The organism is Nocardia spongicola (assembly GCF_047200775.1).
Taxonomy (GTDB): Bacteria; Actinomycetota; Actinomycetes; order Mycobacteriales; family Mycobacteriaceae; genus Nocardia.
Map to the genome: position 1 here is coordinate 45,994 of NZ_JBJZOO010000011.1, position 15,343 is coordinate 61,336.

The following is a 15,343-nucleotide window of genomic DNA, read 5'->3' on the forward strand; positions in this document are numbered from 1 at the left end:
GATTCAGGCTATCGGATACCGCCGGGGCCGACCGAGGTCCTGCATATAGCAGCTACGCCGAGCCTCGACCTTCACACGTGATCGACCAAAGCCGAATGACCTTCCTTGTGGGCGCAGTGGGCACAGCAGTAGAACTTCCCGCTCGCCTCGACACCGTGCCCGAGAATCCGGCACGAGCAGTGCGTGCACACCGGGGCCATCGCGTTGATCGCGCACTCGAAGCTATCGAACGTGGCGGAGCGGCCGTCACTGATCACGGTGAACGTCTTGTCGTACTCGTTTCCGCACGTTTCGCAGGTAGCCATGAGATATCACCGGTCCTTTCGGATAGCTGGACAGCTCGTCGGGATCCGCGGTACCCACCTCCGCTCCGGCGAAACGAACTACCGTTGCGGAGCGGTCGCGACGAATCCATCGCCGTGGCGACCGGCGGGCCTGCCGCTGCCGCGATACCGCTCGGCGTGCCATGACATGGGTCGCGGTATGCGATGCGCGCGGAAAACCGGTCCGGGACCATGCCCCGACGGTGCAGAATGGCCGATCGGGAGTGCTCGATTCGAACAGAAGGAGCGTGATCGCTAGTGACAGGCAAGCAGCTGGCCGGACGAAGCGCCCTCGTCGCGGCACTGTGCGCGGGCGCGTTCGCGTCCTCCGCGACTCCGGCGAGGGCAGATCAACCCGCGTTCGTGAGTATCGGTGCCACCTACACCCTCGGCGATATCTGCTATGGCCAAGGGGACGCGGGGGTCTCGTCACCGACCGGCACACCGGGGGCAGCCCTTTTCGGCATCAGTTTCGTCAACTATCTCCCCCTTGGCATGCCGTGCACCTTCACGGCCTTCGCCAACTGGCGCAATCTCGATACCGGCGCTACGGGAACCGTCGCCGTACCCGTCACCGACAACGGCGCCTTGAACCGGCTACCGAAAACCGTCTTCGCCAACTTGCCCACTGGCAGTGGCCGGGTACATGTCGACGTCACCACCGATTACCCACACCTTTCCGCGCCGACGGCCGAGATCCGAATCCGCTGAGTATCCGCGGCCCCCACCTGTCGCCATCGAGGCCGATCAGGTATCCAGAGCTCATACCACCCTTCGGTACGCGCTTCGCCGGACCACGCCGAGGCCGGGCCGTCGGCACTACCCCTGCCGACGGCCCGGCCGCCGACAGGCCGCTACCGGAAACCTCGAACCGCTCTCGCCGACCGCATATCCCGGCGCGAGTTCAGTCGGGCAGCTCGATACCGCGCTCCTCGGCCTTCGCCGCGACCTCGGCGGGAAAGATATTGCGCAGCAAGTAGATATCACGTCCCAGCTCCCAGCCGGGAGCCAACGCGATCGCATACCGTTCGAAGTAGCCGAGCTGCTTGCCCATCAGGATGAGCGGTTCCGGTCCGGCGACGCCACGCCGCTTACCGAAATCCAGTAATGCCGCGGTGAACGTCTGCAGGTTCAGTCGTGCCAATTCCCCGGACAGGATCGGGCCGAGCACGATGGCGAGCTGCCTGCCGATCGCGGTGTCGTCCGCGCTCCGCTCGCCGAAGAGGTCCAGTTCGCGCAACGCTATGGCTACCCGAGTGAAGTCCCCGTCGAAAGCGCTGGTGTAGAACATCGCCCTGACCATGGCCCGCCATGGCGGTGCCATCGTTCCCACGATGCCGAAATCCAGCATCGCCACTCTGCCGTCCTCTAGCAGCCACAGATTTCCCGCGTGCACGTCACCATGGAACAGACCGTGAACAATGACGCCTTCCAACCACACTTTCACCAGCCGCCGGATCAGCAGCTCCGGATCCGGATGCGTGCCGACAACGTCGAACCGGTCGAGCGGGACACCGCGCAATCGCTGCATCCCGATGGTGCGCCGCCCGCACAACTCCCAATAGATTTCGGGAACAACGACTTCTTTGTTGTCACCGAATACACCGAGGTTGGTGCGGATCCGGCTCTGGTTGTCCGCCTCGACCAAAAAGTTCAATTCCGCCACGGTGACCTCGTACAGGTCGCGCACCACGCCGACAGCGTTGGTGATCCGCGCGCGCTCCGATCGCCGCTCCAGCAGCTTCGCGAATACCAGCGCTGTCCGCAGATCCACGATCATCCGGCGTGCGATCCCAGGCCGTTGCACCTTGATCACAGCCTCGCGGCCGTCGGCGAGCACACATGCGTGCACCTGCGCGACCGAGGCCGCCGACAACGGCACGTCATCGAACGAGACGAACAACTCCTCGATCGGCCGACCGAGGTCTTGTTCGACGATCTTCCGCGCTGCGGCGGCCGGGAAGGCCGGCACATCGTCGAGGCAGCGCAGGCACGCATCGGAGAGTTCACGCGGAAAGGCCCCGGATGACGACGCGATCAGCTGCCCGAGTTTGACGAACATCGGCCCGAGCCGTTCGAACGCATCGACGACCCCCTCGGCCAGCACTTCCCGCCGGGTACGCCGACCAGCACTCCCGCGCATGCCCGGCACAGAGCGGACCGCCGCCAAGACGACCCGGCGTGTGAGGGCGAACCCGAATACCAGCGTGATGGTGAGCAGCCGAAGCACCTCGGACACCCCGAAGGCATCGAGCCGGGGCCGGTGCACCGCGAATGCCTCGGCAGGCGGACGGCGCGCGGCGCGCGAGGCAGCGGCGAAAGACAACGGGTCGGCGCTCATCCGCTCACCTCATCGGCGCCCAGCTCCGGCACGACTGTCATAGCAGCTGTGGCGCGCTCGCTCATATCCGCATCTCCACCACATGAGTGAAGCATGCCTGGCTCCTGGTTCGTCATCGGGCACGCCGGTGGTTTCAGGCCGGAGGTTTTTCATACGTGGTTGCTCCAGCCCGGCTCCACAGCGCCGCCGCGGCGTACTGCAGGCCAGGAATTGTCCCGGTGGTAAACCGGTTGCGTCGGAGACGCTCTTACGGCATTCTTACGGGCAGGAGCGCCGGGAAGCCTGGTCGGCAGAGCCTGGCCCATTCGGGTCGGGGGTTGGCTTGACGAGGGGAAGCCTGTCGTGCTTATTCATGGGTGCTTCTGCTGCGATGTCCGCAGGATTCGGTGGTTCGGTCAATGCGGTGAGGTTCGCGCGCATCCTGATTCAGGGGTGCTGCTAGCGATCTCGCCGCGTCATGGGTGAGTTCCTCGCCGCCGCATTCGCCTTTCCTACCGCGCTGTTCACCTTTGCGTTAGTGGTCGTACTCGGGTACTGGCTACTCGTTCTGGTTGGCGCCGCAGATCTCGATCTGCTCGATGGAATCAAAATAGTCTGGCCTGCAAGAGTTTTCGAGTTCCTCGGCTCCGGCGTACCCGTGACGGTGACGATCACCGGATCGGTCTCGATATCGTGGTTCACGAGCCTGGCCGGAACGGCGGCGATACACGCGGCCGGTATCGGCGGAATAGCCGCAGCAGCAGTGGGTTTCGCGGTGTTGGTCGTTGCGGTGGTTATGGCTGTCGCCGGAACACGCGCCATCGTCCTCCCGCTGCGGCGATTGTTGCGCGGCTCGGCTCCGCCCTCGCAACAAGATTTCCTCGGCCGCGTATGCGTGATCCGCACCAGCCACGTCGATTCGGAATTCGGTCAAGCCGAGCTCATCTCCGCCGACGGTTCGTCGGCCGTCATCCAGGTCAGGCAGAGCCGACGGCATGCCTCGACCGTTCCCCTTTCCCAGGGGGATCCAGCACTTGTCTATGACTACAACCAGACCACCGGGACGTTCTCGGTGGCTGCGACAGAGGGGGACTGATGTCGACCATCGCAATCGGGTTCGGCGTGCTGCTCGCGCTGACCCTGCTCGTAACGCTCGCCGGGATGCTTCTGGTGAGCAGCCTGTTCAAGAAGGTCAGCCAGGGGCGTGCGCTGATCATTTCGAAGATGCGGAAGGTGGATGTCACCTTCACCGGCGCAGTGGTGCTGCCGGTCCTGCACAAGGCCGAGTTCATGGATATCTCGGTCAAGACGATCGAGATCGCCAGGGTCGGCCGGGACGGGCTGATCTGCCGCGACAACATTCGAGCCGATATCCGCATCACCTTCTTCGTCCGGGTCAACAAGACGGTCGAGGATGTGATCAAGGTGGCCCAGGCGATCGGCACCGACAGAGCCAGCGACCAGGCGACGCTACAAGAGTTGTTCAATGCGAAATTCTCCGAGGCGCTCAAGACCGTTGGCAAGCATCTGGACTTCGTCGATCTCTACACCAAGCGCAACGAGTTCCGTGATCGCATCATCGCCGTGATCGGTACCGACCTCAACGGCTACAGCCTGGAGGACGCCGCGATCGACTACCTCGAACAGACCCCGATGATGCAGTTGGACAGCCAGAACATCCTCGACGCACAAGGCATTCGAAAGATCACCGAGCTGACCGCGATCGAACACGTGCGCACCAACGAGTTCCGCCGCCAAGAGGAGAAGGAGATCACCCGGCAGAACGTCGAGGCCCGCGAGGCGGTACTCGAGTTGGAACGGCAGCAGGCGGATGCGGAGAACCGGCAACGTCGCGAGGTCGAAACTCTGCGCGCCCGTGAAGAAGCCGAGATCCAGCGGGTGCAGGCCGAAGAGCGGCTGAAGGCGCAGAACGCGTTCCTGCGCACCGAGGAAGCGCTCGGCATCCAGGAACAGAACAAGAACCGTGAGATCGCGGTCGCGGAGAAGAACCGCGAACGGGTCATCGCGATCGAATCCGAACGCATCGAGAAGGACCGGCTGCTCGAGGTCACCGACCGCGATCGCGCGGTGTCACTGGCCCAGATCGCCAATGAGCGTGAACTGGAGACCGAACGCCGCACGGTATCGGAAGTGGTGCGCGAACGGGTCGCGGTGGACAAGACCGTCGCCGAGCAGGAGGAGCAGATCAACCGGTTGCGCGCGGTAGAGGCCGCCGAACGCGAGCGCCAGGCCATCATCATCCGCGCCGAAGCCGATGCGCAGGAGCATCTGGTCAAGGACATCAAGGCCGCCGAGGCCGCGGAGGCGTCGGCGAAGTTCAAGGCCAAGGAGGCACTCACGCTGGCCGAGGCCGAGGAACAGGCCGCGGAACTACAGGCACGGGCCAAGATCCGGCTCGCAGAGGCATCACAGGCCGAGTCCGCGGCCTACGGGCTCGGACAGGCCAAGGTGCGCGCGCACGAAGCCGACGCCATCGAGAAGGTCGGCCGCGCCGAGGCCGCAGCACTGCGGGAGAAGAACCTCGCCGAAGCCGAGGGGCTGCGCGAAAAGCTCAAAGGCGAAGCCGAAGGCCTCAAGGAGAAGGCCGAAGCGATGGCGGCCCTCGATGACGCGACCCGCGAGCACGAGGAATACCGGCTGCGCCTGGAACTGGAGAAGGACGTGGAACTGGCCAAGCTGCACGCGCACCGCGAGGTCGCCGAAGCCCAGGCCAAGGTGCTCGCCACCGGATTGGAGAACGCCGATATCGACATCGTCGGCGGCGAGTCGATGTTCCTGGACCGGCTGGTCGGGTCCATCGGGCTCGGCAAGAGCCTGGACCGGTTGCTGCAGTCCGAAACCGGCACCATGGCGACGGCGATGGCCGGCTCACTGCTGGCCCGCAACGGTTCGGTTCCCGACAGCGCGGGTGATGGCGCCACCGGCGACGTCACCCTCGGGAAATGAGCGCGCCGCAGCCGCAGCACCACAACGAATCGGCCGGGGTGGCCGCAACCACCCCGGCCGTAGGTGCCGCCATCGACGGCGGCACCTACGATGTGCTGCGAGCCCGTCTGCGCGAGCAGTCGGCCGATTTGGCGCGACGCTGCGAACAACTCAACCAACGCCGTGTCGAGGAATTCGGCGGCTCGGAGTTCGCGCTGCTCGGCACCGAACGGATTCGTACCGAGCACAACTGCGTGCCACGCGATATCGTCGCGCTGCCCGATGGGCGCATGATGTTCGGTTACAACGTCTTCATCGGGATGAAACCGCAAACAGAGGTCGGTGATGTGTTCGCCGTCCACCGGTTCCACCGGGACGAGACCGGGCTCGGCTTCAGCGATGCCGAGCCGACCGGCGTACTCGACGATCCGCGGTTCCACCGGGACTTCGCCGATCTGTACCGGTACTACAGCCAGACACAGCTGCTGCAACTACGCACGCTGGAGGGCAGGCTGCTCGCGGTCTTTCAGACCGGGCAACGCACCGACGACATCAAGGTGCTGTGCTGGCGGACCGAGGTATCCGGCACCGTCGCCTACCGCGACAACCGCGGCGAACGCGATCACGTCTTCCCGACGCCACACGAGTTCACCTGGACCGAGAGCACCCGCGACGACCAGGTCTCCGGTCGGTGTCCGCACCTGTCGATCCTCGGTGAGGTCTTCGTCGAGACCCTCGGCGGGACCCTCACCATCAAGGTCGAGAACAACACCGAGACCGGCGCGGGAATATACAGTGAGCCGGTCGACGAACCGCTGCAGAGCCTGGCCGACGCCGACGTCCACTATGCCGAGGTCGGCGCGCTGATCCTGCTTCGCATCCGTCCCTACAACGAAACAACATGGCGGCACCTGGTTTTCAATACCCGAACGAAGACCGTGGTGCGGCTCGACGCCATCGGCCTTTCCTGCCGGCTGCTCCCCGACGACCAAGGCATCATCTTCCCCGGCGGCTACTACCTCGACACCGGAGTCCACAAGACCTTCGACGCACCGGTCACCGACCTCGAGTACGAACGCACGGTACGCGCCGCCAACGGCGAGGACGTGCTGTACGTCTTCCACGCCCGCGCCGAGGGGCGCACGCTGCTGTTGCCGTACAACGTCATCCGCAAGCAGGTCGCCGCTCCGATCAGCTGCCACGGATATTCGCTGTTCGATGACGGCACCATGATCGTCTTCCGCGCCGTATCGGACGAACCGACCCGCGTACACCCCATGCAGGTGTGGCAGACCCCGTTCGCCTCCGACGCTCACGCCGCCGCCCAACCGGAAGGCACCGGCGCACTCGCCCGCATCGGCAACGCCGATCTGGTGCGCGGCATCGCCGACTGCCTGACGGTGGCGCGCATGGTCGAGGACATGGCCCCCGCCACCGCGGTATTCGAAGCGATCATCGCCGCCTGCGTCCGTACCGTGGACCACAACCACTGGCTTCACGACAGTGAGCTCGGTGGCATCGCCGAGCCCCTGCTGGCGCTGCGCAGCACAGCCGAACAGGTATCGACCGAGTACGAGAAGGTCGCCGCACTCACCGACCAGGCGGCTACCGCGGTCGAGACGGCGGCCGAGCACATCGCGAGCCTGATCCGCACCGCGCGCGCCGCCGACGACACCACCGCCGACGACTGGGTCCGGCGGCTCACCGAGCTCCGGCACGCCAGAGGTCATCTCGACACGCTGCGCGAGATGCGCTACGTCGATCCCGCCAGGCTCGACGAACTCGCCGCGTCGGTATCTACCGCACTCACCGACACCGGCCGTCGAGCCATCGAGTTCCTCAGCGAGGAAGCGGTCTTCGACGACTACCGCGACGCCATCGCCGCCGAGACCGATCGAGCCGAGGCGATCGGCACCGTCGCCGAGGCCGAACCGATCCAACGCGCGTTGAGCGAGCGGACCGAACGGTTGCAGACCGTGATCGGCGTTGTCACCGACCTCGATATCGTGGACGCGACCGTGCGTACCCGGATCCTCGAACACACCGGCGCCGTGCTGGCCGCGGTCAATCGTGCCCGCGCGACACTGGACGCACGTCGCGGCGAACTCGCCGCCGCCGAAGGCAGAGCGGAATTCACCGCGGAGTTCGCGCTGCTCGGTCAGGCGGTAACAGGCGCGCTCGCGGCCATCGACACACCGGACAGCTGCGATGACCACCTCGCGAAACTGCTGGTTCGAGTGGAAGACCTCGAGGCGCGATTCGGCGCATTCGACGACTTCGCCGCACGACTCGATACCGAACGCGAGGATATCTACGAGGCGTTCGCGGCACGTAAACAGACACTGCTCGATGAACGTACCCGGCGCGCGGGCCGGCTCTTCGAATCGGCACAGCGCATGCTTTCGAGCATCGAACGCCGCTGCGCCGCGCTGTCGTCCCTCGATGAGGTGAACACCTACTTCGCTGTGGACCCGATGGTGGCCAGGCTGCGCGACACCGTGACCGAACTGCGCGGGGCAGGCGATGTGGTCCGCGCCGAAGAACTCGACAATCGCCGCACCGCCCTGCGGCAGGAAGCCGCTCGCGCGCTACGCGATCGGATCGACCTGTTCACCGACGGTGGCGCGACCATCCGCCTCGGCAACCATCGTTTCGCGGTCACCACCCATGAGCCGGAACTGGCGCTGGTCCCGCACGAAGGGTCGATGGTCTACGTCATCACCGGAACCGATTACCGTGCGGCATTGCCCGACGACGATTTCGCCGACACCGCACCCTACTGGCCACAGCTGCTGGTCTCGGAGACCACGCAGATGTATCGGGGCGAGTACCTTGCGACCGCGATCCTTGGCGATGCACAGACACGCGGCGCCGTGGATACTCTCCATCAGGCGGCCGCCACCGACGACGCACTGCACGCACTGATACGCGATGCCGCCGAACAACGCTATGACGAGAGCTACCAGATGGGCGTGCACGACCACGACGCCACCGCGATCCTGGCAGCGATGCTGCGCCTGCACGCCGACGCGGGCCTGCTGCGTTACCGTCCGATCGACCGGGCCGCGGCCCAGCTGTGGTGGTCCTTCGGCGCAGCCGATTGGCAGCCGAACGACACCGCGACTCGGCAGCGGTGGACGACCCGGATCACCTCGATGGCCCGCGCCGCGACGATCTTCGCCGACACCACTCTGCATGCCTCGGTGCGCGAGGAACTCGCCATCGCGATAGCGGAATTCTCCGATCGGCTCGGACTCGACGACGTAGCTCCGCAGTTGGCGGGCGAGTACCTGTTCGAGGAAATCGCCGCAGGACCCGACGGGTTCGTCACCGCGGAAGCGGCTCGCGACCTCATCGACGGATTCCACCGGCATCTGGCAAAAAGCCGGCACGCACCGGGCGTCGATTTCGCGCAGGACCTGCGGGCTCTCGGCGGCGATCTGCCACTGCGCCGCCAACTCGTGACCGCGTGGCTCACCGCTTTCACCGAGCACAGCGCCGACGCCGATCTGGCTGCCCATGTGGCCGAAGCGGTCGCGATCGAACTGTGCGGCGCCGAGCTCACCCGCTACGACCATGCGGCCGAGCTCACCGCGACAGTGCCCGGCCTGCTCGGCGATCATCCTCGTATCGCGCACCGCACGATGAGTTTCCGGCTCGATGAGCTCATGACCCGCGCACACCGGTTCCACACCGAACGCGTTCCCGGATTCCGGGCCTACCAGAGCAGACGCAATGAGCTGATCACCGCCGAACGCAACCGCCTTCGCCTCGAAGAGTACCGGCCCGACGTGATGAGCGGATTCGTCCGCAACCGCCTGCTCGACGAGGTGTACCTGCCGCTGATCGGAGACAACCTCGCCAAGCAACTCGGGACGGCCGAGCGCGCCGACCAGTCCGGGCTGCTCTTGCTGATCTCACCGCCCGGTTACGGGAAGACCACAATCATGGAATACGTCGCCGCCCGGCTCGGCATGATCTTCGTCAAGGTGAACGGGCCCGCGCTGGGTCATATGGTGCGCTCGGTCGACCCCGACGAGGCGCCGAACGCCACCGCACGCCAAGAAGTCGAGAAAATCGACTTCGCACTCGAACTCGGCAACAACGTGCTGCTCTACCTGGATGACATCCAACACACCTCACCGGAACTGCTGCAGAAGTTCATCTCCCTGTGCGATGCCCAGCGCCGGATGGAAGGCGTATGGGAAGGCCGCACCCGCACCTACGATCTGCGTGGCAAACGCTTCGCGGTCTGCATGGCAGGCAACCCCTACACCGAGCAGGGTATGCGCTTCCGCATCCCCGATATGCTCGCCAACCGCGCCGACGTCTGGAACCTCGGCGATGTACTGTCCGGGCGGGAGGATCTGTTCGCCCTCAGCTACCTGGAGAACGCGCTCACCACCAACCCTGTTCTCGCACCTTTGTCCTCACGCGACCGCGGCGACCTCGAACTACTCGTTCGCCTCGCCCGCGGCGACGACACCACGCGCCCCGATCAGCTCACCCACCCGTACACCCCCGCCGAACTGTCCGACATCACCTCGGTACTGCGCATCCTACTGCGGGCCCGAGACGTGGTGATGGCCGCCAACCGCGCCTACATCGCCTCAGCCGCCACCGCGGACGCTACCCGCACCACACCGCCGTTCCAGCTCCAAGGCTCCTACCGCGATATGAACGCGATCGCCGCACGCATCGTCCCCGTCATGAACAACGACGAACTGGAAACCCTCATCGACGACCACTACGCCGCCGAAGCGCAAACCCTCGCGGCGAACGCCGAAGCCAATCTGCTCCAGCTAGCAGAACTACGTGGTCGCCTATCCCCCACCCAGGCCACCCGATGGAACGAGGTCAAAGCCGCCTACCTGCGCGAACAAGCCCTCGGCGGAAACACCGACGACCCGATGACTCGCGCCGTCGGCGGACTCGGCCTGCTTGCCGACCGCATCGGCGCCATCGAAGCCGCCATCCGCGCCTTCGAAGCCACACCACCCACCGGAAATCATGCCGCCACGTACAGCTCGCGACCGAATGGTTCCTGACGACATCCATCCGGCTTGCGTCGGCCCTTGCCGTCGAGCGCATAGATCCCGGCCGGCATCTCGGCGACCGTGGTGTCCCACAAGGCCCGTTTCGACGGTATCCAGGTGCTGCGGCTGCGGGGCGGCGAACTAATCGTAGTGGTCATCCCCGAATGCATCGACCAGCAGGCCAACAGCAAACAGAAGGGTAGTACCGGTAGCCGCCTGTGTCCTGCTCGACTACCGGTCGTGTTTCAAAGATTCTCCGAAAACGCAGGAACCGTGACGCCATCTACTGCGTCAAAACCTATTGGAGGCAAAACAACTCGGCATTGCCCAACGAAAGGTATAACCGATGAACAGGATCGCACTCGAGGATAGCAAGTTGCTGGGTTCGCGTGCTGGAAGGGGGATCAGGTTCGTAGTGGTGATGCTCACTTTCGTGATCATGAGTGTTGGCAACGCAACAACCGCAGCGGCCTCGCAGGTGCCGGATCGGATAAGCACAGCCCTTGATCAGCTACGCCAAGACTCGAACATCCTGCGGCACAGCCCCGGGACTCCGCCGTATCGCCCGTGTGGGATGTCAGACGAACGCAAGCACATCAGAACCTACGACGTTCAAGGCGGGAGGCGTGCGTTCATGGTGTGCGGAAATCGTGAGTATGGATTCGAGCACATCAAGGGTCGCCATATGGACGACTGGTCGAACAAGGCTCTGATAACCGGTGATCGGTGGATGAACCTGATGGACTACTCGATCGAGGCCGCCTTGCGGCATCCGGAAGCCACGTCGAAGCAGGACGGCAAGACTTGCTTTGCCCGCAAGATCTGGATGTATGACAAGCGAAACGGCGAAATTACAGGAAAATACTTCTGGAACAATGTAATCGTCAAGGACTCCAACGGCGACATCATCACCGCGTACCCGACCTCCGCAGCGCACCGCTGCGTCGGATGATGTTCGCCCCGAACGACGATCACTGTGCGTATGTGTGCCACCATGTCACTCGCCGTCGCCGGCCGTGGCCGGGAACCGACCGCCCCTCGAGCAACCAGGAGGACCCCGGTGTCACCAGCTCACCCCACAGACGGTCACGATGCGAACCTGACCGCCCTACATCGTCCCGGAGCGCTCGATGACGCACTGCCCACGGCGTTCGAGGGACTCTTTCCAAAGGTGGTCGACGAGAACGAACCCGAAAGGTTCTTCTGTGTGTTGTATTGTCCGTCACCGGAATCAGTAGATGTACGCGGGAGCATTTTGGTCAGTACCCGGAACGAGCCGGTCAGTGAACGTGAAGTCACCGAGGAAGCCGATCTGTATCCGGAACCGTTCTTCCACTATGAGCCTGCTCCCGCAGATCGCCGCAGCCGTTACGGTGAGCATGCGTTCATCACCACGACGACAGATGATCTCGACAAGTGGGCTTTGACTGCGGACGCCATGTACATCGCGATCCAGTATCGGCCGGGTGAGGTGACTCCGGAGGAACTGTGGCGGCTCGTCACCGAGATCCATATGCAGGTCCACAACGCCGGATAGCTATTACCCGAATACGAAACACCCTCCGACCTTTGGCGGGTTCATACGGTCGTCTCAACACTCTCGATTAAGAGGTTGCGGCGACCGTGTCGTTTTCAGAATGGCAGGCAACCCCTACACCGAGCAGGGTATGCGCTTGCGCATCCTTGATATGCTCGCCAACCGCGCCGACGTCTGGAACCTCGGCGATGTACTGCCCGACATCACCTCGGTACTGCGCATCCTGCTGCGGGCCCGAGACGTGGTGATGGCCGCCAACCGCGCCTACATCGCCTCAGCCGCTACCGCGGACGCTACCCGCACCACACCGCCGTTCCAGCTCCAAGGCTCCTACCGCGATCCGCGCCTTCGAAGCCACACCACCCACCGGAAATCATGCCGCCACGTACAGCTCGCGACCGAATGGTTCCTGACGACATCCTTCCCTGAACGCTATGCGGCCGACGGCGACATCACGGCCGAACCCGCCATGAAAGGAAGCCCGCCTTCTCATATCGGCGTGGGAGGAAGATAGGGAAAACGCGGCACTGCGTAAGCGAGGCCGGGCGATCTCGAAGATCGCTCGCCATACCCGGCATGACCGTAAGAGGATCCACGCTTATCTGGCCGGGGAACGAAGCCTTGGTGCGCGAAAGCAGCATCCGCCAGATCCGTTCGGCCATTCATCGAGTACGTGACGTGACTGCGCGGCTGACGGAGGCCCCGGCTGGAGCCGGCAAGATGCGCGCTGATCTGGCGAGCGCGGTGTCATGTGCGTGCCCCGATCACGCTCGTCTGTCCCAGCGCCACGGCGACCCGTGCCCGCACCGCCCGGTCGAAGCGTTCTCCGCCGATCAGCCTGGCCAGTGCAAGCACAGGCAACCCGGCGATGATCGCGATACCGAGCCAGATAACGAACGCCATGAGCATCGCGACCCGGGCAGGGGCTCCGATCAGCGATGCACGCCTGATCCCGCCACCCCACCGCCGAAACATTTTCCCCGCCATCAGATCAGCAGCAGCCAATACGGGCATGACGGGGGCGGAGTCGTTATCACGCAGGACCGCAGCGATCTCATCGGCAGACTTCTGCTCGGCGATACGCTCGCCGAGCTCGGCGAGCCTGCTCAATTCTTCTGGCCCCACACCGGCACGCCCGAACCAGCTCCCGTCACGTTTGCCGAACAGCAGCCACCGCAGCGTGCTGACAAGAGTGAGTGCATGCGCCCGCGTGTCGATGGCCGCGACCGCCCCCGCAATGCGAGCGCCCATCTCGGTGAGACGCCGATGCACCTCTACCGCCGCCGAGTACCACTTGTCCCGGCACACGACCAGAGTCAGGACCTCACGCTCAGCGAAGATATCCCGATGCCGGTTCAGTAACGTCCGGATCGGCAGCGATGGCGCCAAGTACCACACCTGATAGGCGAGTATCACCAACTCCCCAGGCTTCGAGTGTAATTCGCTGACCGGAGTAGCCAGATCCACAGTCGCGTCCTCGTCCACGCAAGCGGGGAATACACCGAAAAAACGCGGAACCGGCCAGGGAAACGGAAACGGCCGCACCGGCTCGACCGCTATCCGGCGCACTCGCCATCCGGATGTGATCAAGGGCGCTACCAGCGCATCGACCGATTCGGTCAGCTGACCTGTCTGGCTGTACTCGAATACCACTGCGGTACAAATATTCTCGCCCGCTGCCTGATCCGCCACCCGGTGCGGGGGAGTCGATTCGCTCACTATCCGACATTCTCCTGCTGCCCGATACCCGGGACCGCTGTCAAATGCATGTACGAGATGGCGAAACGACCCGATTCCGGAACCATACACAACAACTTTTCACCGGCTCGGATATAATTTTCCCGAAGCATTTCATCGAGAATGACGAACATGCTGGCACTGCCGAGATTTCCCACCCGGGTGAGATTGCTGAACCACCTCTCGGGATTTCTGATGGGAATACCCCGGCGCTTGATTTCGTCGGCGATCATCACTCTCATTCCCTCGCTCGAATAATGTGCGGGCATCCATGACAGGGTGTCGATGTCGAACTTTCCCTCACGGGAAAGTCGCTCGAACTCATCCAAACCGACCCGAACCAAATGAGGTAGCAGGGATAGTTCCTGCCGGAGCGCCACCGCACCATCGGCCACAGCCGCGAAGGCGTTCGGGTAATCGCCCGAAGTCTTCTCGCACGTGTTATCTTTACTACCGAGATACATACATGCTTTCTCGGTATTCGCATACGACGTCAGCGATATCCAATCGATGCGTAAACTCAACCGATCGGAGGCAGGCGTGTTCGACACCACCACAGCACCCGCGCCATCCGACAGCATATATCGCAGGAAAGCTGTTTCCATGGGCAGCGATCCCTGCTCGACAACTGTCCTCATATCCTTGTAACGCGTGTGTTTCATACCACGCGAGACCAGCTCACTGGCCACCGACACTGCCGTCGACTTCTCCCCGGCTTTTACCTGGAGATAGGCATTCTTCAACGCCATCATCCCCGAGCTGCAGACACCATGCGTCGTAACGATCTCCATAGGCGGGTACCCGAGTTCGCCGTGCACCATGCTGGCATGACCCGGCAGCATCAGATCGGGCATAGTAGTCGCCGCAGCGAGCATCTCCACCTGCTCCGGCTGCAGACCAGCCCGCTCCACCGCGTCCCGAACCGCGCGAGCAGCCATGGCCGTGTTCGAATAGACCGTCTGCTGGTGCTTGTCTATGGCGTAGTACCTGGTCTTTATCCCACAGTTCTGCAGGACCTGATCCTTCAGAATGGACGAAGCCCGACCGACCTTGCCGATGTAATCGTCGATCTCATCGTTGGTAATGGGCTCACCTGGCAGAAAACGTCCAGTTGCCGTGATATAGGCATCCATAGATGCACACTTCCTCGGAAAACCTTCCAACAGTTTACTTATAACGCGGATCCGGTAGCTGCAGGCGAATCAGGTCCATCATATCCGATATTGCACGTACCGAGGCCACACTCTCGATACCTGAGAGTGTACGCACCGAGGCTATACTCTCGTTGCCGAGATATCCCGTATCATTTTCGACAAGATCGGCAATCGACGCCACACTCGGCGGATGCAGCCCACGGTCCTCTATGACGGTATCCATCGGAACGGTAATCAGCTCTATATCTACATATCGCGATGAATTCGCAAGAGTTGGGTGACGCCATCGG

At 63.5% G+C, this 15,343-nt stretch carries 11 protein-coding genes; 7 read left to right on the forward strand and 4 right to left on the reverse strand.

The annotated features are described in order from the left end of the window. Nucleotides 1–71: 71 nt before the first annotated feature. Nucleotides 72–305: a metallothionein gene (locus tag ACL02S_RS18375; protein WP_412803676.1), complete on the reverse strand. Its 234-nt coding sequence runs from the start codon at nucleotides 303–305 to the stop codon at nucleotides 72–74. Nucleotides 306–581: 276 nt separating this feature from the next. On the opposite strand from ACL02S_RS18375, the gene ACL02S_RS18380 reads away from it, so the two are divergent. Beyond that, nucleotides 582–1,034: a hypothetical protein gene (locus tag ACL02S_RS18380; protein ID WP_412803677.1), complete on the forward strand. Its 453-nt coding sequence runs from the start codon at nucleotides 582–584 to the stop codon at nucleotides 1,032–1,034. A 193-nt stretch (nucleotides 1,035–1,227) separates the two neighbouring features. On the opposite strand, the gene ACL02S_RS18385 is transcribed toward ACL02S_RS18380, so the two are convergent. Next, nucleotides 1,228–2,664, reverse strand: coding sequence for an ABC1 kinase family protein (locus ACL02S_RS18385; protein WP_412803678.1), 1,437 nt, complete (start codon nucleotides 2,662–2,664; stop codon nucleotides 1,228–1,230). Nucleotides 2,665–3,121: 457 nt separating this feature from the next. Here ACL02S_RS18385 and ACL02S_RS18390 point away from each other — a divergent pair, with 457 nt between their 5' ends. The 6 genes from ACL02S_RS18390 to ACL02S_RS18415 all read left to right on the forward strand — a co-directional run bounded on the left by ACL02S_RS18390 (nucleotide 3,122) and on the right by ACL02S_RS18415 (nucleotide 12,676). Then, a complete protein-coding gene (locus tag ACL02S_RS18390; protein WP_412803679.1) occupies nucleotides 3,122–3,739 on the forward strand; it encodes a hypothetical protein in 618 nt (205 codons plus the stop codon). Continuing rightward, nucleotides 3,739–5,610: a flotillin family protein gene (locus ACL02S_RS18395; protein WP_412803680.1), complete on the forward strand. Its 1,872-nt coding sequence runs from the start codon at nucleotides 3,739–3,741 to the stop codon at nucleotides 5,608–5,610. The genes ACL02S_RS18390 and ACL02S_RS18395 overlap by 1 nt, the downstream gene beginning before the upstream one ends. Beyond that, complete coding sequence (locus ACL02S_RS18400; RefSeq protein ID WP_412803681.1) at nucleotides 5,607–10,637, forward strand: DNA repair ATPase; 5,031 nt, start codon at nucleotides 5,607–5,609, stop codon at nucleotides 10,635–10,637. The genes ACL02S_RS18395 and ACL02S_RS18400 overlap by 4 nt, the downstream gene beginning before the upstream one ends. A 334-nt stretch (nucleotides 10,638–10,971) precedes the next feature. After that, nucleotides 10,972–11,577 carry a hypothetical protein gene (locus ACL02S_RS18405; RefSeq protein WP_412803682.1) on the forward strand — a complete coding sequence of 202 codons (606 nt, stop codon included), beginning with the start codon at nucleotides 10,972–10,974 and terminating at the stop codon, nucleotides 11,575–11,577. Nucleotides 11,578–11,880: 303 nt separating this feature from the next. Next, on the forward strand, nucleotides 11,881–12,162 hold the full coding sequence (locus ACL02S_RS18410) for a hypothetical protein (RefSeq protein ID WP_412803683.1): 282 nt from the start codon (nucleotides 11,881–11,883) through the stop codon (nucleotides 12,160–12,162). A gap of 100 nt (nucleotides 12,163–12,262) precedes the next feature. Then, nucleotides 12,263–12,676, forward strand: coding sequence for a hypothetical protein (locus ACL02S_RS18415; RefSeq protein ID WP_412803684.1), 414 nt, complete (start codon nucleotides 12,263–12,265; stop codon nucleotides 12,674–12,676). A 233-nt stretch (nucleotides 12,677–12,909) separates the two neighbouring features. Here the strand turns inward: ACL02S_RS18415 and ACL02S_RS18420 are convergent, their stop codons facing one another. Both ACL02S_RS18420 and ACL02S_RS18425 read right to left on the reverse strand, forming a co-directional pair. Further along, nucleotides 12,910–13,881: a hypothetical protein gene (locus ACL02S_RS18420; protein ID WP_412803685.1), complete on the reverse strand. Its 972-nt coding sequence runs from the start codon at nucleotides 13,879–13,881 to the stop codon at nucleotides 12,910–12,912. Then, entirely contained in the window at nucleotides 13,881–15,032 is a 1,152-nt protein-coding gene (locus ACL02S_RS18425; protein WP_412803686.1) for a beta-ketoacyl synthase N-terminal-like domain-containing protein, read from the reverse strand. Before ACL02S_RS18425 ends, ACL02S_RS18420 begins: the two co-directional genes overlap by 1 nt. Nucleotides 15,033–15,343 lie beyond the last annotated feature (311 nt).

What these genes read in the sequence shown, in the direction of transcription:
- ACL02S_RS18425 (WP_412803686.1), bottom strand. Translation starts at nt 15,032, where the DNA reads ATGGATGCCTATATCACGGCAACTGGACGTTTTCTGCCAGGTGAGCCC.
- ACL02S_RS18390 (WP_412803679.1), top strand. Translation starts at nt 3,122, where the DNA reads ATGGGTGAGTTCCTCGCCGCCGCATTCGCCTTTCCTACCGCGCTGTTC.
- ACL02S_RS18395 (WP_412803680.1), top strand. Translation starts at nt 3,739, where the DNA reads ATGTCGACCATCGCAATCGGGTTCGGCGTGCTGCTCGCGCTGACCCTG.
- ACL02S_RS18415 (WP_412803684.1), top strand. Translation starts at nt 12,263, where the DNA reads ATGGCAGGCAACCCCTACACCGAGCAGGGTATGCGCTTGCGCATCCTT.
- ACL02S_RS18385 (WP_412803678.1), bottom strand. Translation starts at nt 2,664, where the DNA reads ATGAGCGCCGACCCGTTGTCTTTCGCCGCTGCCTCGCGCGCCGCGCGC.
- ACL02S_RS18375 (WP_412803676.1), bottom strand. Translation starts at nt 305, where the DNA reads ATGGCTACCTGCGAAACGTGCGGAAACGAGTACGACAAGACGTTCACC.
- ACL02S_RS18405 (WP_412803682.1), top strand. Translation starts at nt 10,972, where the DNA reads ATGAACAGGATCGCACTCGAGGATAGCAAGTTGCTGGGTTCGCGTGCT.
- ACL02S_RS18400 (WP_412803681.1), top strand. Translation starts at nt 5,607, where the DNA reads ATGAGCGCGCCGCAGCCGCAGCACCACAACGAATCGGCCGGGGTGGCC.